The 18,420-nt window shown below is 70.8% G+C and carries 15 protein-coding genes; 13 read left to right on the top strand and 2 right to left on the bottom strand.

Features of this window, described 5'->3' with window-relative positions; all coding sequences use genetic code 11:
• The 3 genes from uvrB to ABD323_RS01815 all read left to right on the top strand — a co-directional run bounded on the left by uvrB (position 1) and on the right by ABD323_RS01815 (position 4,085).
• Positions 1–2,094, top strand: coding sequence for an excinuclease ABC subunit UvrB (gene uvrB / locus ABD323_RS01825; protein ID WP_344438197.1), 2,094 nt, complete (start codon positions 1–3; stop codon positions 2,092–2,094).
• 206 nt (positions 2,095–2,300) lie between these two features.
• The gene (locus ABD323_RS01820) at positions 2,301–2,882 is read left to right on the top strand and encodes a TerD family protein (protein ID WP_344438195.1); all 582 of its coding nucleotides are present in this window, start codon (positions 2,301–2,303) and stop codon (positions 2,880–2,882) included.
• Between the two features lie 207 nt (positions 2,883–3,089).
• Positions 3,090–4,085, top strand: coding sequence for a TerC family protein (locus ABD323_RS01815; protein WP_344438193.1), 996 nt, complete (start codon positions 3,090–3,092; stop codon positions 4,083–4,085).
• A 28-nt stretch (positions 4,086–4,113) separates the two neighbouring features.
• Here ABD323_RS01815 and ABD323_RS01810 read toward each other — a convergent pair whose 3' ends face one another.
• Together ABD323_RS01810 and ABD323_RS01805 are read right to left on the bottom strand one after the other, a co-directional pair.
• Positions 4,114–4,767: an MBL fold metallo-hydrolase gene (locus ABD323_RS01810; RefSeq protein ID WP_344438191.1), complete on the bottom strand. Its 654-nt coding sequence runs from the start codon at positions 4,765–4,767 to the stop codon at positions 4,114–4,116.
• 58 nt (positions 4,768–4,825) lie between these two features.
• A complete protein-coding gene (locus ABD323_RS01805; RefSeq protein WP_344438189.1) occupies positions 4,826–5,614 on the bottom strand; it encodes a maleylpyruvate isomerase family mycothiol-dependent enzyme in 789 nt (262 codons plus the stop codon).
• Positions 5,615–5,922: 308 nt separating this feature from the next.
• On the opposite strand from ABD323_RS01805, the gene uvrA reads away from it, so the two are divergent.
• The 10 genes from uvrA (at position 5,923) to secG (ending at position 18,338) form a co-directional block, all read left to right on the top strand.
• Positions 5,923–8,829: an excinuclease ABC subunit UvrA gene (gene uvrA, locus ABD323_RS01800; protein WP_344438187.1), complete on the top strand. Its 2,907-nt coding sequence runs from the start codon at positions 5,923–5,925 to the stop codon at positions 8,827–8,829.
• A gap of 160 nt (positions 8,830–8,989) precedes the next feature.
• Complete coding sequence (locus ABD323_RS01795) at positions 8,990–9,463, top strand: Rieske (2Fe-2S) protein (protein WP_344438185.1); 474 nt, start codon at positions 8,990–8,992, stop codon at positions 9,461–9,463.
• Between the two features lie 85 nt (positions 9,464–9,548).
• On the top strand, positions 9,549–11,600 hold the full coding sequence (uvrC, locus tag ABD323_RS01790; protein WP_344438182.1) for an excinuclease ABC subunit UvrC: 2,052 nt from the start codon (positions 9,549–9,551) through the stop codon (positions 11,598–11,600).
• Between the two features lie 32 nt (positions 11,601–11,632).
• On the top strand, positions 11,633–12,541 hold the full coding sequence (gene rapZ / locus ABD323_RS01785) for an RNase adapter RapZ (RefSeq protein ID WP_344438180.1): 909 nt from the start codon (positions 11,633–11,635) through the stop codon (positions 12,539–12,541).
• A 46-nt stretch (positions 12,542–12,587) separates the two neighbouring features.
• Positions 12,588–13,667 (top strand): gluconeogenesis factor YvcK family protein, encoded by a 1,080-nt coding sequence (locus ABD323_RS01780; protein WP_425555825.1) that lies wholly within the window; start codon positions 12,588–12,590, stop codon positions 13,665–13,667.
• Complete coding sequence (gene whiA / locus ABD323_RS01775; protein WP_344438178.1) at positions 13,658–14,638, top strand: DNA-binding protein WhiA; 981 nt, start codon at positions 13,658–13,660, stop codon at positions 14,636–14,638. The genes ABD323_RS01780 and whiA overlap by 10 nt, the downstream gene beginning before the upstream one ends.
• Positions 14,639–14,845: 207 nt before the next feature.
• Positions 14,846–15,850, top strand: a complete 1,005-nt coding sequence (gene gap / locus ABD323_RS01770) for a type I glyceraldehyde-3-phosphate dehydrogenase (RefSeq protein ID WP_344438175.1) — start codon at positions 14,846–14,848, stop codon at positions 15,848–15,850.
• Positions 15,851–16,006: 156 nt separating this feature from the next.
• Positions 16,007–17,212: a phosphoglycerate kinase gene (locus tag ABD323_RS01765; protein WP_344438173.1), complete on the top strand. Its 1,206-nt coding sequence runs from the start codon at positions 16,007–16,009 to the stop codon at positions 17,210–17,212.
• Positions 17,213–17,219: 7 nt separating this feature from the next.
• Positions 17,220–18,005: a triose-phosphate isomerase gene (gene tpiA / locus ABD323_RS01760; RefSeq protein WP_344438170.1), complete on the top strand. Its 786-nt coding sequence runs from the start codon at positions 17,220–17,222 to the stop codon at positions 18,003–18,005.
• Positions 18,006–18,101: 96 nt separating this feature from the next.
• A complete protein-coding gene (gene secG, locus ABD323_RS01755) occupies positions 18,102–18,338 on the top strand; it encodes a preprotein translocase subunit SecG (protein WP_344438168.1) in 237 nt (78 codons plus the stop codon).
• The last annotated feature ends 82 nt before the right edge of the window (positions 18,339–18,420 follow it).

The following is an 18,420-nucleotide window of genomic DNA, read 5'->3' as shown; positions in this document are numbered from 1 at the left end:
GTGCGACCCATCACGAGCATTGAGCGGACCACGGCGCCCTTCGAGGTCGTCAGCCCCTACCAGCCCAACGGCGACCAGCCGGCGGCCATCGCCGAGCTGGAGCGCCGGATCCGCGCGGGCGAGCAGGACGTCGTCCTGCTCGGCGCCACCGGCACCGGCAAGTCGGCCACCACGGCCTGGATGATCGAGAAGCTCCAGCGGCCCACCCTGGTGATGGCGCCGAACAAGACGCTGGCCGCCCAGCTGGCCAACGAGTTCCGCGAGCTGCTCCCCAACAACGCGGTCGAGTACTTCGTCTCGTACTACGACTACTACCAGCCCGAGGCGTACGTCCCGCAGACGGACACCTACATCGAGAAGGACTCCTCGATCAACGAGGAGGTCGAGCGGCTGCGCCACTCCGCCACCAACTCGCTGCTCACCCGCCGCGACGTGATCGTGGTCGCCTCGGTCTCCTGCATCTACGGCCTGGGCACCCCGCAGGAGTACGTGGACCGGATGGTCCAGCTCAAGGTCGGCGAGGAGGTCGACCGGGACGCCCTGCTGCGCCGCTTCGTCGACATCCAGTACACCCGCAACGACCTCGCCTTCACCCGCGGCACCTTCCGGGTCCGCGGCGACACCGTGGAGATCTTCCCGGTCTACGAGGAACTCGCCCTGCGGATCGAGATGTTCGGCGACGAGATCGAGGCGCTCTACACCCTGCACCCGCTCACCGGCGAGATCATCAGCCAGCACGAGGCGATCCACGTCTTCCCCGCCACCCACTACGTGGCCGGCCCGGAGCGGATGGAGCGGGCGGTCGCCGGGATCGAGGCCGAACTCGTCGAGCGCCTCGCCGTCCTGGAGAAGCAGGGCAAGCTGCTGGAGGCGCAGCGGCTGCGGATGCGCACCACCTACGACATCGAGATGCTCCGGCAGATCGGCAGTTGCTCCGGCGTCGAGAACTACTCGATGCACTTCGACGGCCGCGAGCCGGGCACCGCGCCCAACACCCTGCTCGACTACTTCCCGGAGGACTTCCTCCTGGTCATCGACGAGTCGCACGTGACGGTGCCGCAGATCGGCGCGATGTACGAGGGCGACGCCTCGCGCAAGCGCACCCTGGTCGAGCACGGGTTCCGGCTGCCCTCGGCGATGGACAACCGCCCGCTGAAGTGGGAGGAGTTCCTGGGCCGGGTCGGCCAGACCGTCTACCTCTCGGCCACCCCCGGGCCCTACGAGCTCTCCCGCGGCGACGGCCAGGTCCAGCAGATCATCCGCCCCACCGGCCTGATCGACCCCGAGGTGATCGTCAAGCCGACCGAGGGCCAGATCGACGACCTGGTGCACGAGATCCGCGAGCGGGTCGCGCGCGACGAGCGGGTGCTGGTCACCACCCTCACCAAGAAGATGTCCGAGGACCTGACCGACTACCTGCTCGGCCTGGACATCCGGGTCCGCTACCTGCACAGCGACATCGACACGCTGCGCCGGGTGGAGCTGCTGCGCGAGCTGCGGGCCGGCAAGTACGACGTGCTGGTGGGCATCAACCTGCTGCGCGAGGGCCTGGACCTGCCCGAGGTCTCGCTGGTGGCGATCCTGGACGCCGACAAGGAGGGCTTCCTGCGCTCCGGCACCTCGCTGATCCAGACCATCGGCCGCGCCGCCCGCAACGTCTCGGGCCAGGTCCACATGTACGCGGACCGGATCACCCCGGCGATGGAGAAGGCCATCGACGAGACGAACCGCCGCCGTGCGGTCCAGCAGGCGTACAACGAGAAGCACGGCATCGACCCGCAGCCGCTGCGCAAGAAGATCGGCGACATCCTGGACACGCTGGCCCGGGAGGAGATCGACACCGAGGAGCTGCTGGCCACCGGCTACCGGGACGCCGGCCGCGGCAAGAAGGCGCCGGTGCCCGCGCTGGGCGCCGACCGCAAGCCGGGCAAGAACCTGCCGGCCACCGAACTGGCCGACCTGGTCCAGGAGATGACCGAGCGGATGCACGCGGCCGCCGCCTCGCTGCAGTTCGAGGTGGCCGCCCGGCTGCGCGACGAGGTCAAGGAGCTCAAGAAGGAGCTGCGCCAGATGCGGGAGGCGGGGATCGCCTGAGCGCGGCTCGACACCCCAGGTCGGGCCCGGGGGTGCCCCTGGTCGGGTGCCCCCGCAGGCTCTAGGGTTTGCACGGGGGCTTGACGGATGTCCTGCCCTGCCCATGAACGCCAGGGGGCCTCAGCCGGGGGACGGCAACGGGGTGTTCCGACCGTGGCCGGCGCTCGCCGACGCGCGTGCACCGGGTGAAGAGAGAGGACAACACCGTGTCGGTGAATCTGGCCAAGGGCCAGCAGGTGAGCCTGCGCAAGGCCGGTGGCGAGTCGTTGAGCGTGGTCCGGATGGGCCTGGGCTGGCGCGCGGCACCCAAGCGGGGCCTCTTCGGCAGCCGCAGCCGGCAGATCGACCTGGACGCCTCGGCCCTGCTCTACGCCGAGCACACCCCCGCTGACGTGGTCTTCTTCCAGCAGCTGGTGAGCAAGGACGGCTCGGTGCGGCACACGGGGGACAACCTGGTGGGCGGCACGGGCGCGGGCGGCGACGACGAGTCCATCGTGGTGGACCTGGCGCGGATCCCGGCGCAGATCACCCAGGTGGTCTTCACGGTCAGCTCGTACACCGGGCAGACCTTCGCCGAGGTGCAGAACGCGCACTGCCGGCTGGTGGACGAGACCAACGGCCAGGAGCTGGCCCGCTACGAGCTGGCCGGCGGCGGCCCGCACACCGGCCAGATCATGGCCAAGGTCTACCGCGACCAGCAGGGCGGCTGGGGGATGCAGGCGATCGGTGCGCCGGCCCGCGCGCAGACCTTCCAGGACCTGCTGCCGGCGATCGAGCCCTACCTGTAGTCCCGCGGCGGCAGCGGGTGGAAACCGTCGCCTTTACCTCCCCTTTGCCTTCTCTGTTACTCTTCAAAGGCGGAGGGGAGTATTCCCCCTACGGCGTTCCCGTCAGCACGGCGGCCGAGGATCGGCTCGCCCGGGTCCGTCGGTCCACGCCGTGACGTGGGCGGAAGAGACCTCCGGCAGACCAACGAATGCCGGAGGACCAGTTTCGTGGACGTCTCACTCACCCTGTGGATCACCACCATCGGGGTGCTGACCGCACTCATCGCCGCCGACTTCTTCATCGGCGGCCGCAAACCGCACGAGGTCTCGCTCAAGGAGGCCGGCACCTGGACCGTGGTCTGGGTCGTGCTGGCCCTGCTCTTCGGCGGCTTCCTCTGGTGGCACTCCGGCTCGCAGCCGGCCGGTGAGTTCTTCGCCGGGTACATCACCGAGAAGTCGCTGAGCGTCGACAACCTCTTCGTCTTCATCCTGATCATGGGCAAGTTCGCGGTCCCGCGGATGTACCAGCAGCGGGTGCTGATGGTCGGCGTGATCATCGCCCTGGTGCTGCGCGCGGTCTTCATCGCCGGCGGCGCCGCCCTGGTGACCACCTTCTCCTGGGTCTTCTACATCTTCGGCGCCTTCCTGGTCTGGACGGCCTGGAAGCTCATCAAGGAGGCCCGCGCCGAGGGCGACGAGGAGGAGGAGTTCGAGGAGAACCGACTGCTGAAGTCGATCGAGCGGCGGGTCCCCTCCACCGACCGCTACCACGGCACCAAGCTCTTCGTGCGGGAGAACGGCCGCCGGCTGATGACCCCGATGCTGATCGTGATGCTCGCCATCGGCACCACCGACGTGCTCTTCGCGCTGGACTCGATCCCGGCCATCTTCGGGCTCACCCAGGAGCCGTACGTGGTCTTCACGGCCAACGCCTTCGCCCTGATGGGCCTGCGCCAGCTGTACTTCCTGATCGGCGGCCTGCTGAAGAAGCTGGTCCACCTCTCCTACGGCCTCTCGGTGATCCTCGGCTTCATCGGCGTGAAGCTGGTGCTGCACGCGCTGCACGAGAGCGGCGTGCACGTGCCGGAGATCGGCATCCCGCTCTCGCTGGGCGTGATCGTCACCGTCCTCGCGGTCACCACCGTCACCAGCCTGTTCGCCTCGCGCCGGCAGGCCGAGACCGAGGCGCGGGCCGCCCGGGAGATCGAGCCGGCCGACGTCTGACGCGCCGGCCGGCCCCCTCCCGCCGGTGCTACCAGCCCCGCGCCTGCCAGTCCGGCAGGTGCGGGCGCTCGGCGCCCAGCGTGGTGTCCTTGCCGTGCCCGGGGTAGACCCAGGACTCGTCCGGCAGCACGTCGAAGAGCTTGCCGGTGACGTCCCGGTACAGGGTGCGGAAGGCCTCCGGATCGTTCCAGGTGTTGCCCACCCCGCCGGGGAAGAGGCAGTCGCCGGTGAAGACGTGCGGGTGGCCCTCGGGGTCGTCGTAGATCAGCACGATCGCGCCGGGCGTGTGGCCCACCAGGTGCCGCACGGTCAGGGCCACCTCGCCCACCCGCACCGTGTCGCCGTCGGCGAGCCGCTGCTGGGTGGGCACGTCGATGCCCTCGGCGTCGTGCTCGCCGGCCGCCGTCCGCGCCCCGGTGGCGGCCACCACCTCGGCGAGTGCGGCCCAGTGGTCGTGGTGGCGGTGGGTGGTGACCACCGTGGCCAGCTGCTCGCCGACCGTCTCCAGCAGGGCCGGGGCGTCGGCGGCCGCGTCGATCAGCAGCTGCTCGTCGGTGGCCCGGCAGCGCAGCAGGTAGGCGTTGTTGTCGAAGGGGCCGACCGCGATCTTGGTGATCATCAGGTGGGCGAGTTCGCGCACGTCCGGCGGCCCGCCGACCTTGACCGCTCCGTGGTAGCTCAAGGGGTCACTCCTCGTGTTCTGCTGGGTGTTCCGGGTCTGCTCCCGCCATGATCCCGCGTCAGCCCATCGGCGGGAGCGTCGGCAGGGCGGTGCGCGGGTCGTCCTGCTGCACGCCGCCGCGGTGCACCTGCAGGCCGTCGCCGTCCGAGCGGCCCGAGAGCCAGGCGGTCAGCGCCCGCAGCGGGCCCTCGACCAGCAGCTCGGCGTCCTCGGCCGACCCGGCCGGGCCGAGCAGGGCCCGCGCGTCGCCGTCGGTGGCCACCAGCGCGAGGCCGGGCAGGCCCTCCAGGTCGGCGTAGCGCGCGCCGAGCCGGGCGAACTCCTCGGCCGCGAAGCCGGCCGGCCAGTGCGCCGGGGTGTAGCCGGCGTCCAGGTCGACGTGGTGGTACTCCAGCTCGGCCAGTCGCTTGGCGGGCAGCTCCCAGGCCGGGAAGGTGTAGCCGTGCCGGTGCTTGAGCTCGGCCTGCCAGGCCGGCGCCGGCAGCGCCGCGGCGACCGCCGCCAGCCGCTCGGCGGAGGCGCGCAGGTCGGCGAGCTGCTCCTCGAGCGGGCGCGCGGCGCCCTCCTCGATGCCCTGCTCGCGGGCCTCGTCGCTGGCGTACTGCGGGATGTCGCGCCCGGTGCGGGCCGACTCCAGCAGGTTGATCAGGGAGTCGGCGTTGCGGGAGAGGTGGCTGAGCAGGTGGCCGCGGCTCCAGCCGGGCAGCGCGCTGGGCTCGGCCACCGCCTGCGGCGGGAGCTCGGCGACGGTGTGCAGCAGGTGCTCGGTGCTGGTGGCGACGGTCTGCAGGGTGGCGGCGGCGCGGCCGGCCGGATCGGTCTGCTGGTCGCTCTGCTGGGCGGGCATGACGGAGGCCTCCGGAGGGGTGGGCGTTTCCTGGGCGGCCCGGACTCGTTGAGCAACGGCCCGTGCAGGGCGAGGGTATCGCCGGGCGCGACGCTGAGCAGCGGCTTTACCGGGCGCGCGGCGGGGGCTCCGTGGTCGCGCTTCACTCGTTCAGGTGGTTCCGGCTTGACGAGGTCGATAATCGAACGCCTGCGCTATACGCTGGTCGGCGAAACTGGAAGAAAACCCATCCGCCGCACGCTGTGGATCCTCGGGGGCCCGATCGGGCCCCCGCCAAGGATCCGTCCCGGAGAAAGGCGCCAGTAGCAGTGGCCGACCGCCTCATCGTCCGCGGTGCTCGCGAGCACAATCTCAAGAACGTCTCGCTGGACCTGCCCCGGGACTCCCTGATCGTCTTCACGGGGCTCTCCGGGTCCGGCAAGTCCTCGCTGGCCTTCGACACCATCTTCGCGGAGGGCCAGCGCCGCTACGTCGAGTCGCTCTCCTCCTACGCCCGCCAGTTCCTGGGGCAGATGGACAAGCCCGACGTCGACTTCATCGAGGGCCTCTCGCCGGCCGTCTCGATCGACCAGAAGTCCACCAACCGGAACCCCCGCTCGACCGTGGGCACCATCACCGAGGTCTACGACTACCTGCGGCTGCTCTTCGCCCGGGTCGGCAAGCCGCACTGCCCGCACTGCGGGCGCCCGATCGCCAAGCAGTCCCCGCAGGCGATCGTGGACAAGGTGCTGGAGCTCGCCGAGGGCACCCGCTTCCAGGTGCTCAGCCCGGTGGTGCGCGAGCGCAAGGGCGAGTTCGTCGACCTCTTCGCCGACCTGCAGTCCAAGGGCTACGCGCGGGCCCGGGTGGACGGCGAGACGGTCCAGCTGACCGAGCCGCCCAAGCTCAAGAAGCAGGAGAAGCACACCATCGAGGTGGTCATCGACCGCCTCACCGTCAAGGAGAGCGCCAAGCGCCGGCTGACCGACTCGGTCGAGACGGCGCTCAAGCTGGCGGGCGGCATGGTGGTGCTGGACTTCGTGGACCTCGACGCCGAGGACCCGGAGCGTGAGCGGATGTACTCCGAGCACCTCTACTGCCCCTACGACGACGTCTCCTTCGAGGAGATGGAGCCGCGCTCGTTCTCCTTCAACTCGCCCTTCGGCGCCTGCCCGGAGTGCACCGGCCTGGGCAGCCGGCTGGAGGTGGACCCGGAGCTGGTGGTCCCCGACGAGGAGAAGACCCTCGAGGAGGGGGCGATCCACCCCTGGACCATGGGGCACATGAAGGAGCACTACGCGCGGATGATCACCGCGCTCGGCGCCGAGCTGGGCTTCCGCACCGACATCCCGTGGGCCGGGCTGCCGGCGCGGGCCAAGAAGGCGCTGCTCTACGGGCACAAGGCCCAGGTCGAGGTCCGCTACCACAACCGGTTCGGGCGCGAGCGCAGCTACGTCACCGGCTTCGAGGGCGCGATCTCCTACGTCCAGCGCCGGCACGGCGAGGCGGAGACCGACAGCAGCCGCGAGCGCTTCGAGGGCTACATGCGCGAGGTGCCCTGTCCGACCTGCGAGGGCACCCGGCTCAAGCCGGTCGTGCTCGCGGTCACCATGCAGGGCAAGTCGATCGCCGAGGTCTCGGCGATGTCGATCAGCGACTGCGCGGAGTTCCTGGGCGCGATGAAGCTCAACGCCCGGGACAAGAAGATCGCCGAGCGGGTCCTGAAGGAGGTCAACGAGCGGCTGCGGTTCCTGGTCGACGTCGGCCTGGACTACCTCTCGCTCAACCGCGCGGCCGGCACCCTGTCCGGCGGCGAGGCCCAGCGGATCCGGCTCGCCACCCAGATCGGCTCCGGCCTGGTCGGCGTGCTCTACGTGCTGGACGAGCCGTCCATCGGCCTGCACCAGCGCGACAACCACCGCCTGATCGAGACCCTGGTGCGGCTGCGGGACATCGGCAACACGCTGATCGTGGTCGAGCACGACGAGGACACCATCAAGACCGCGGACTGGGTGGTCGACATCGGCCCGGGCGCCGGCGAGCACGGCGGCAAGGTGGTGCACTCCGGCGCGCTCAAGGACCTGCTCACCAACAAGGAGTCGCTGACCGGCCAGTACCTCTCCGGCAAGCGCTCGATCCCGATCCCCGCAGCGCGCCGCCCGCGCGACAGGAAGCGCCAGATCGTGGTGCACGGCGCCCGCGAGCACAACCTCGCGGACGTCACGGTGGCCTTCCCGCTGGGCACCTTCACCGCGATCACCGGGGTCTCCGGCTCGGGCAAGTCCACCCTGGTCAACGACATCCTCTACACCCACCTGGCGCGCGAGCTGAACGGCGCGCGCAGCGTGCCCGGCCGGCACACCCGGATCACCGGCGTCGACCAGGTCGACAAGGTGGTGCACGTCGACCAGTCGCCGATCGGCCGCACCCCGCGGTCCAACCCGGCCACCTACACCGGCGTCTTCGACCACGTCCGCAAGCTCTTCGCGGAGACCACCGAGGCGAAGGTGCGCGGCTACCTGCAGGGCCGCTTCTCCTTCAACGTCAAGGGCGGCCGCTGCGAGAACTGCTCCGGTGACGGCACCATCAAGATCGAGATGAACTTCCTGCCGGACGTCTACGTCCCCTGCGAGGTCTGCCACGGGGCGCGGTACAACCGGGAGACCCTGGAGGTGCACTACAAGGGCAAGTCCATCGCCGAGGTGCTGGACATGCCGATCGAGGAGGCGCTGCACTTCTTCGAGGCGGTCCCGGCCATCGCCCGTCACCTGCGCACCCTCAACGACGTGGGCCTGGGCTACGTGCGGCTCGGCCAGAGCGCGCCGACCCTCTCCGGCGGCGAGGCGCAGCGCGTCAAGCTCGCCTCCGAGCTGCAGAAGCGTTCCACCGGCCGGACCGTCTACGTGCTGGACGAGCCGACCACCGGCCTGCACTTCGAGGACATCAGCAAGCTGATCAAGGTGCTCTCGGGGCTGGTCGAGAAGGGCAACACGGTGATCGTCATCGAGCACAACCTCGATGTGATCAAGACCGCCGACTGGGTCGTGGACATGGGCCCCGAGGGCGGCAGCGGCGGTGGCACGGTGGTCGCCGAGGGGACGCCGGAGGAGATCGCCGGAGTGACGGCCAGTCATACCGGCAAGTTCCTGCGGGACATCCTGGGCGACCGGGTGACCGACGAGGCGCCGGTGCCCGCTCCGCGCGCGGCGCGCAAGCGCGCGGTGGCCAAGAAGTAGCCGGCACGGCCGGGCCGGGGGACTGTCCGACGGGCCCCCGGCCCGGCCGCCCGACCAAGGCGGGCGGCCCAAGAATCCGGGGCTAGACTGCCGCCCGTCCGGGTAGCGGGCCGGCTCGGGCCGGGCCGCAGCCGCAGCCGTGTCCCAGGGAGCAGCACCGATGTCCGAGGCCGCCGACCGTCCCGCCCCGTCCCGCCGTACCCTGCTCTGCTGCGGCGCGGCCGTCCTGGCGGGTGGCTCCGCGCTCGCCCTGAGCGGCTGCGCCAGCTCCACCTCCGACGGCGGCCAGAGCAGCAGCCAGGCGCAGGGCGGGCAGGGCCAGGCCACCAAGAGCAGCGGCCCGGTCGAGCTGGGCCCGGCCACCGACGTCCCGGTGGGCGGCGGCAAGGTCTACCGCGAGCAGCGGATCGTGGTGACCCAGCCGAGTGCCGGCCAGTACCACGCCTTCAGTGCCCGCTGCACGCACGCGGGCTGCGTGGTGGACCAGGTCAAGGACAACCTGATCCAGTGCCCGTGCCACGGCAGCCGGTTCAACATCGCCGACGGCACGGTGGCGGCGGGCCCGGCGCCCACCGCGCTGCCGAGCTACCAGGTGGCGGTCGCTGACGGCAAGATCCAGGTCACGACCGCCTGAGCAGCGGCTGGGCAGCACCTGAGTGCCGTCTGTCGCGCCGGGCCGCTAGGGTTTCGAGTGTCACAGCAGCACGAGGGGGACCGAGATGCCTGACCCGTCCACCTACCGGCCCGCGCCCGGGGCGATCCCGCTCTCGCCCGGGGTCTACCGGTTCCGGGACGAGCACGGCCGGGTGATCTACGTGGGCAAGGCGAAGAGCCTGCGCCCGCGGCTCTCGTCGTACTTCCAGGACGTCGCGAACCTGCACCCGCGCACCGCCACCATGGTCACCACCGCGGCCTCGGTGGAGTGGACGGTGGTCGGCACCGAGGTCGAGGCGCTACAGCTGGAGTACTCCTGGATCAAGGAGTTCGACCCGCGCTTCAACGTCAAGTACCGCGACGACAAGAGCTACCCGGAGCTCGCGGTCACCCTGAACGAGGAGTTCCCGCGGGTCCAGGTGATGCGCGGGGCGCACCGCCGGGGCGTGCGCTACTTCGGCCCCTACGGGCACGCCTGGGCGATCCGCGAGACGGTCGACCTGCTGCTGCGGGTCTTCCCGGTCCGCACCTGCTCCAGCGGCGTCTTCAAGCGTGCCCAGCAGGTCGGCCGGCCCTGCCTGCTGGGCTACATCGGCAAGTGCGCCGCGCCCTGCGTCGGCAGGATCTCGGCCGAGGACCACCTGGCGCTGGCCGAGGACTTCTGCGACTTCATGGCCGGGCGCACCGGTAACTACCTGCGCCGCCTCGAGGAGCAGATGCGCGAGGCCGCCGCCGAGCTGGAGTACGAGCGGGCCGGGCGGCTGCGCGACGACATCGAGGCGCTCAAGCGCGCGATGGAGAAGAACGCCGTGGTGCTGGCCGACGGCACCGACGCCGACCTGCTGGCGCTGGCCGAGGACGAGCTCGAGGCGGCCGTGCAGATCTTCCACGTCCGCGGCGGTCGGGTGCGCGGCCAGCGCGGCTGGGTCACCGACAAGGTCGAGGACGTGGACACCGCATCGCTGGTCGAGCACGCGCTCCAGCAGCTCTACGGCGGCGGCGCCGAGGCCGTGCCGCGCGAGGTGCTGGTGCCCGCGCTGCCTGAGCCGGCCGGTCCGGTGCGCGAGTGGCTGACCGGGCTGAGGGGGGCTCAGGTCGACCTGAGGGTGCCTCAGCGCGGCGACAAGAAGGACCTGATGGCCACCGTCGAGCGCAACGCCCAGCAGGCGCTGGCGCTGCACAAGACCAAGCGCGCCTCGGACCTGACCACCCGCAGCCGGGCCCTGCAGGAGATCGCGGACGCGCTGGAGCTGGACAGCATCCCGCTGCGCATCGAGTGCTTCGACATCTCGCACCTGCAGGGCGACGACGTGGTCGCCTCGATGGTGGTCTTCGAGGACGGCCTGGCCCGCAAGAGCGAGTACCGGCGCTTCCAGATCAAGGGCTTCGTCGGGCAGGACGACGTCCGCTCGATGCACGAGGTGATCAGCCGCCGGTTCCGCCGCTACCTCGCCGAGCGCGAGCAGACCGGCGAGTGGGTGGTGCCCGAGCAGGCCGGCTCCGAGGAGGACGACCCGCAGGCACCCGGCGGCCCGGTCGACCCCGAGACCGGCCGCCCGCGCCGCTTCGCCTACCCCCCGCAGCTCCTGGTGGTCGACGGCGGGCGCCCGCAGGTGGCCGCCGCCCGGCGCGCGCTGGACGAGCTGGGCATCGACGACGTCGCGCTCTGCGGCCTGGCCAAGCGGCTGGAGGAGGTCTGGCTGCCGGGTCAGGAGGACCCGGTGGTCCTGCCGCGCAGCAGCGAGGGCCTCTACCTGCTGCAGCGGGTGCGCGACGAGGCGCACCGGTTCGCGATCGGCTACCAGCGCGGCAAGCGTGCCAAGCGCTTCACCGCCGGCGGCCTGGACGCGGTGCCGGGCCTGGGGGAGACCCGGCGCACCGCGCTGCTCAAGCACTTCGGCTCGCTGAAGAAGCTGCGCGGCGCCACGGTCGAGGAGATCTGTGCGGTCCCGGGGATCGGGCGGCGCACCGCGGAGACTGTTGTCGAGGCGTTGGCCTCCCGTCCATCCGCGGCATTCGCGGTGAACACCGCCACAGGCGAGATCATGGAGGACGGCGCCCCCGATCGGAGCACAGCCGATCAGGGTGCCCTCGACAAGGGAGCGGAGACACCGTGACGGCAGGCCGCCGCGCGCGTTCTCCACAGCAGATGCACCGAGAGCGGGGAACCGAAGTGACAGTGTCCGACGTGGGAGAGACCGCCCCGGAGCTGGTGATCATCTCCGGCATGTCCGGAGCCGGCCGCAGCACGGCCGCCAAGTGCCTGGAGGACCTCGGCTGGTTCGTGGTCGACAACCTGCCGCCGGCCCTGATCCCCACCATGGTCGACCTCGGCGCCCGCTCGCAGGGCGCGGTGGCCCGGATCGGCGTGGTGGTGGACGTCCGTGGCCGGCAGTTCTTCGACGACCTGCGGGCCTCGCTGGAGGAGTTGGAGAAGCGCGGCATCCGGCTGCGGGTGGTCTACCTGGAGTCCACCGAGGACGCCCTGGTGCGCCGCTTCGAGAGCGTGCGCCGCCCGCACCCGCTGCAGGGCGACGGCCGGATCGTGGACGGGATCGCGCAGGAGCGCGACCTGCTGCGCGAGCTGCGCGGCGAGGCCGACCTGGTGATCGACACCAGCGACCTCAACGTGCACCAGCTGCGCGCCAAGCTCGACGCCCAGTTCGCCGACCACGACGAGCCCGAGTTGCGCTGCACCGTGATGTCCTTCGGCTTCAAGTACGGCCTGCCGGTCGACGCCGACCTGGTGGTGGACTGCCGCTTCCTGCCCAATCCGCACTGGGTCCCCGAGCTGAGGGCCCGCACCGGGACGGACGCGGACGTGGCGGACTACGTCTTCCAGCAGCCCGGGGCCAAGGAGTTCCTCGACGGCTACGGCGAGCTGCTGCGCATCGTCACCGAGGGTTACCGACGGGAAGGCAAGCGTTACATGACGCTTGCCGTAGGCTGCACCGGTGGCAAGCACCGCAGCGTGGCCATGTCGGAGCGGCTGGCGAAGCGTCTGATCGCCGACGGCGTGGAAACGGTGCTGGTGCACCGCGACATGGGACGGGAGTGACGGCGGTCCCACAGCACCGCCGACAGCACAGAAACGTGGGGTAGGTGTGACGGGATACTCGCCAGGGCGGCAACTCCAGCACAAGGCCGCCGAGCGGGGCTCTCCGGGCGCATCGAAGAGGAGCGGCGGCGCGGCGAAGGTGCCGGCGCCGCGGATCACCGCACTCGGCGGCGGGCAGGGCCTGTCCGCCTCGCTCTCCGCGCTGCGCCGCCTCACCTCCGACCTGACCGCCGTGGTCACGGTGGCCGACGACGGCGGCTCCAGCGGCCGGCTGCGGGCCGAGCTCGGCGTGCTGCCCCCCGGGGACCTGCGCAAGGCGCTGGCCGCGCTCTGCGGCGACGACGACTGGGGCCGCACCTGGTCCGAGGTGCTCCAGCAGCGCTTCACCGGCACCGGCGAGCTCGGTGGCCACGCGGTGGGCAACCTGCTGATCGTGGCGCTCTGGGAGAAGCTGGGCGACCCGGTGGCGGCGCTGGAGTGGGTGGGCCGGCTGCTCAACGTGCAGGGCCGGGTGCTGCCGATGTCGGCGGTCCCGCTGGACATCGAGGCGCAGGTGCGCGGCCACGACCCGGCCGCTCCGGCGATCGTCTCCGCGGTGCGCGGCCAGGCCAACGTGGCCGTCACCCCGGGCACCGTGCAGTCGATCCGGCTGCTGCCGCAGCAGCCGCCGGCGGTGCCGGAGGCGGTCAGCGCGGTGCTGGAGGCGGACTGGGTGGTGCTGGGGCCGGGGTCCTGGTTCACCAGCGTGCTGCCGCACCTGCTGGTGCCCGAGCTGGCCGACGCGCTGGTGGACACCAAGGCGCGCCGGCTGCTGACGCTCAACCTGGCGCCGCAGCCGGGCGAGACCGAGGGCTTCACCCCGCAGCGCCACCTGGACGTGATCGCCGACCACGCTCCCGAGCTCGGCGTGGATGCCATCCTGGTGGACGAGCGCGCGGTGACCGGCGGCGCCTTCGGCCAGGCCGACCTGGCCGGCCTGGAGAAGGCCGCCGCGCGGATGGGCGCGGCGCTCGTGCTGGACCGGGTGGCCGCCGCCGACGGCACCGCGCGACACGACCCGGAGCTTCTGGCGGCTGCGTACGACCGGATTTTCCGGACACATGGAAGGATCGGCCCATGGCGATGACGGCAGCGGTGAAGGACGAAATCAGCCGGCTCCCTGTCACCCGGGCCTGCTGTCGCAAGGCTGAGGTGTCGGCGATCCTGCGATTCGCGGGCGGACTGCACATTGTGAGCGGTCGGATCGTGATCGAGGCGGAGCTGGACACCGGCATTGCGGCACGGCGGTTGCGCAAGGACCTGCTGGAGATCTTCGGGCACGCCTCCGAACTGGTGGTGATGGCCCCCAGCGGTCTTCGGCGCGGCAGCCGGTACGTGGTCCGGGTGATCAAGGACGGTGAGTTGCTGGCCCGGCAGACCGGGCTGGTCGACGGGCGGGGACGGCCGATCCGCGGTCTGCCCCCGGCGGTGGTCTCCGGGGCGACCTGCGACGCGGAGGCGGCCTGGCGCGGCGCCTTCCTGGCGCACGGCTCGCTCACCGAGCCCGGCAGGTCCTCCTCGCTGGAGATCACCTGTCCCGGTTCGGAGGCGGCGCTGGCCCTGGTCGGCGCGGCCCGCCGGCTCGGCATCCCGGCCAAGGCGCGCGAGGTGCGCGGGGCGGACCGGGTGGTGATCCGCGACGGCGACGCCATCGGCGCGCTGCTGACCCGGCTCGGCGCGCACGAGTCGGTGCTGGCCTGGGAGGAGCGCCGGCTGCGCCGCGAGGTGCGGGCCACCGCCAACCGGCTGGCCAACTTCGACGACGCCAACCTGCGCCGCTCGGCCCGCGCGGCGGTGGCCGCCGGTGCCCGGGTGCAGCGGGCGCTGGAGATCCTCGGCGAGGAGGTGCCCGAGCACCTGGCGGCGGCCGGCCAACTTCGGATGCAGCACAAGCAGGCCTCGCTGGAGGAACTGGGCGCGCTGGCCGACCCGCCGCTGACCAAGGACGCGGTGGCCGGGCGGATCCGCCGGCTGCTGGCGATGGCCGACAAGCGGGCCTCCGAACTGGGCCTGCCCAGCACCGAGGCGAACCTGACGGAGGAGATGGCGCTCTCCTGAGGGCTTCTGATGCCGCCTCGGATTTCCCGAAATCCGGGGCGGTTTCGTGCACGTGCGCCGGGGTGTGCGCAAGAGCGCCACGCCAGCCTCTTGACCCCGGGCTGATGTGCTCCGTCGGACCCCAGGGAGGTAGGGTCATGGGTGGTCGGGGACATCCCATTTCCACCCCGTCGGCATAGTCCGGCGTACCTCAGAGGAGATCGGTTCGTGACGATCCGGGTAGGCATCAACGGATTCGGCCGCATCGGCCGCAACTTCTTCCGTGCGGTTAAGTCCCAGGGCGCGGACATCGAGATCGTCGGTGTCAACGACCTGACCGACACCAAGACCCTGGCTCACCTGCTCAAGTACGACTCCATCCTGGGTACCCTGCAGTCCGAGGTCACCCACACCGCTGACAGCATCACGGTCGACGGTCACACCTTCAAGGTGATCGCCGAGCGCGACCCGGCCAACCTCCCCTGGGGCGACCTGGGCGTGGACATCGTCATCGAGTCCACCGGCATCTTCACCAAGGCCGACCAGGCGATCAAGCACGTCACGGCCGGTGCCAAGAAGGTCATCATCTCGGCGCCCGCCACCGACGAGGACGTCACCATCGTGATGGGCGTCAACGACGAGAAGTACGACGCCGCGAACCACACCGTCATCTCCAACGCCTCCTGCACCACGAACTGCGTGGCGCCGATGGCGAAGGTGCTGAACGAGAACTTCGGCATCGTCAAGGGTCTGATGACCACGGTGCACGCGTTCACCAACGACCAGGTCACGCTGGACTTCCCGCACAAGGACCTGCGTCGCGCCCGCGCCGCCTCGATCAACATCATCCCGACCTCCACCGGTGCCGCCAAGGCCACCGCGCTGGTGCTGCCGGAGCTCAAGGGCAAGCTGGACGGCACCTCGCTGCGCGTCCCCGTGCCGACCGGTTCGATCACCGACCTGGTCGTCACCCTGGAGCGCGAGGTCACCGTCGAGGAGGTCAACGCGGCTTTCCAGAAGGCTTCCGAGGGCTCCCTCAAGGGCATCCTGCAGTACACCGAGGACCCGATCGTCTCCTCCGACATCGTGAACTCGCCGTTCTCCACGATCTTCGACTCGCTGATGACGATGGTCCAGGGCAACCAGGTCAAGATCTTCGGCTGGTACGACAACGAGTGGGGCTACTCGAACCGTCTCGTCAACCTGACCGCCCTCGTCGGTGGCCAGCTCTGACGCAGCGGGAGCTGACGTGAAGTGAGGGCCAGGGCCCGGACGGCGCGATCCCGCCTCCGGGCCCTGTCCCTGCGACCCTCACCGTTCCCCCGGCGGCCCGGCGCTGTGCCGCCCCTCCAGCGCCACCCCTCCCCCCTCCCCAGGAGATCGAAGACCGTGAAGACCATCGACGACCTCGACGTGGCCGGCCAGCGGGTTTTCGTCCGCGCCGACCTCAACGTGCCGCTCTCGGGCGGCGCCATCACCGACGACGGCCGGATCCGCGCCGTCGCGCCGACGATCGCCGCCCTGCTGGAGCGCGGTGCCAAGGTGATCGTCGCCTCCCACCTCGGCCGCCCCAAGGGCGAGCCGGACCCGCAGTTCTCGCTCGCCCCGGTCGCCGTGCGGCTGGGTGAGATCCTCGGCAAGCCGGTCGCCTTCGCGACCGACACCGTGGGTGACAGCGCGAAGGCCACCGTCGCCGCTCTGGCCGACGGCGAGGTCACGCTGCTGGAGAACCTGCGCTTCAACGCGGGGGAGACCAGCAAGGACGACGCCGAGCGCGGCGCCTTCGCCGACGCGCTCGCCGCGCTGGCCGACCGCTACGTCGGTGACGGCTTCGGCGCGGTGCACCGCAAGCACGCCTCGGTCTTCGACCTGCCGGCCCGGCTGCCGCACGCGGCGGGCCTGCTGATCGAGAAGGAGGTGGCCGTCCTGCGCAAGCTCACCGACGAGGTGGCCCGCCCCTACGTGGTGGTGCTCGGCGGCGCCAAGGTCTCCGACAAGCTCGCGGTGATCGACAACCTGCTGGAGAAGGCCGACCGGATCCTGGTGGGCGGCGGCATGGCGTACACCTTCCTCAAGGCCCAGGGCCACGAGGTCGGCATCTCGCTGCTGCAGGCGGACCAGATCCCCACCGTCCTGGACTACCTGGCCCGCGCCGAGGCCAAGGGCGTGGAGTTCGTGCTGCCGGTGGACGTCGCGGTCTCCGCGAGCTTCCCCGACACCAAGACCCACAAGCCGGTCGAGGACTTCGAGGTGGTCGACGCCGACCGGATCCCGGCCGACAAGGAGGGCCTGGACATCGGCCCCAAGACCCAGGAGCTGTTCGCGCAGAAGCTGGCGGACGCCGCCACCGTCTTCTGGAACGGCCCGCTCGGCGTCTTCGAGCACCCCACCTTCGCCGAGGGCTGCAAGGCCGTCGCGAAGGCCCTGCAGGACAGCGAGGCCTTCACCGTGGTCGGCGGTGGCGACTCGGCCGCGGCCGTGCGCATCCTGGGCTTCGACGAGACCAAGTTCGGACACATCTCGACCGGCGGTGGCGCGAGCCTCGAGTACCTGGAGGGCAAGACGCTCCCCGGTCTCGCCGCCCTGGAAGGCTGAGCAGAGCATGAGTGAGCGTCTCCCGCTGATGGCGGGCAACTGGAAGATGAACCTCAACCACCTCGAGGCCATCCAGCACACCCAGAAGTTGGCCTTCACGCTGGCCGACAAGGACTACGAGGCCGTCGAGGTCGCCGTCCTGACCCCGTTCACCGACCTGCGCTCGGTGCAGACGCTGGTGGACGGCGACAAGCTGAAGATCAAGTACGGCTCGCAGGACATCTCGGCGCACGACTCGGGCGCCTACACCGGTGAGATCTCCGGCCCGATGCTCTCCAAGCTGAAGTGCACCTACGCGGTGATCGGCCACTCGGAGCGCCGCCAGTACCACGGCGAGAACGAGGAGATCGTCAACGCCAAGGTGAAGGCCGCCTACCGCCACGGGATCCTGCCGATCCTGTGCATCGGCGAGCCGCTGGAGGTCCGCAAGGCCGGCACGCACGTCGCGCACACGCTGGCCCAGCTCGAGGGCGCCCTCGCGGGCGTGCCGGCCTCGGACGTCGAGCGGATCGTCGTCGCCTACGAGCCGGTCTGGGCGATCGGCACCGGCGAGGTGGCCACTCCGGAGGACGCCCAGGAGGTCTGCGCGGCGATCCGGGCCAAGCTGGCCGAGCTCTACGAGGCCGAGCTGGCCGACAAGGTCCGCATCCTGTACGGCGGTTCGGTGAAGTCCTCGAGCGCGGCGGGCCTGATGGCCAAGCCCGACGTGGACGGTGCGCTGATCGGCGGGGCCTCGCTGGACGCCGACGAGTTCGTCAAGATCGTGCGTTACCGCGAGCAGGCGGTAGGATAACGCCCTCGCAGCAACGTAGGCTTTGGGCCGGATCGCCTTCTCGGGTGGTCCGGCCCTTCGGGCCATGACCTAATGAACGAGATGGATGGTCCTGTCGTGATTGTCGGGTTCTCGATTGCCCTGCTCCTCTTCAGCTTCCTGATGATCGTCCTGGTGCTGCTGCACAAGGGGAAGGGCGGCGGTCTGTCCGACATGTTCGGCGGCGGCTCGATGTCGGCCGGCGGCGGTTCCGCGGTGGCCGAGCGCAACCTCGACCGGATCACCATCATCGTGGGCCTCGGCTGGTTCGCCTGCATCGTCGTACTGGGTCTGCTGATCAAGGTCAAGAGCTGATCGGGTCTCAGTTGTGCAGGCGGTGCGGACAGATCCTTATCCGCTCCGTACACTAGGACAACTTGCCTCTGTCCGCAGCGGG

This window comes from Kitasatospora nipponensis, from assembly GCF_039528135.1.
Classification (GTDB): domain Bacteria; phylum Actinomycetota; class Actinomycetes; order Streptomycetales; family Streptomycetaceae; genus Kitasatospora; species Kitasatospora nipponensis.
The sequence above is the reverse complement of the archived record's forward strand: the minus strand, read 5'-3'. Positions and strand labels throughout refer to the sequence as shown.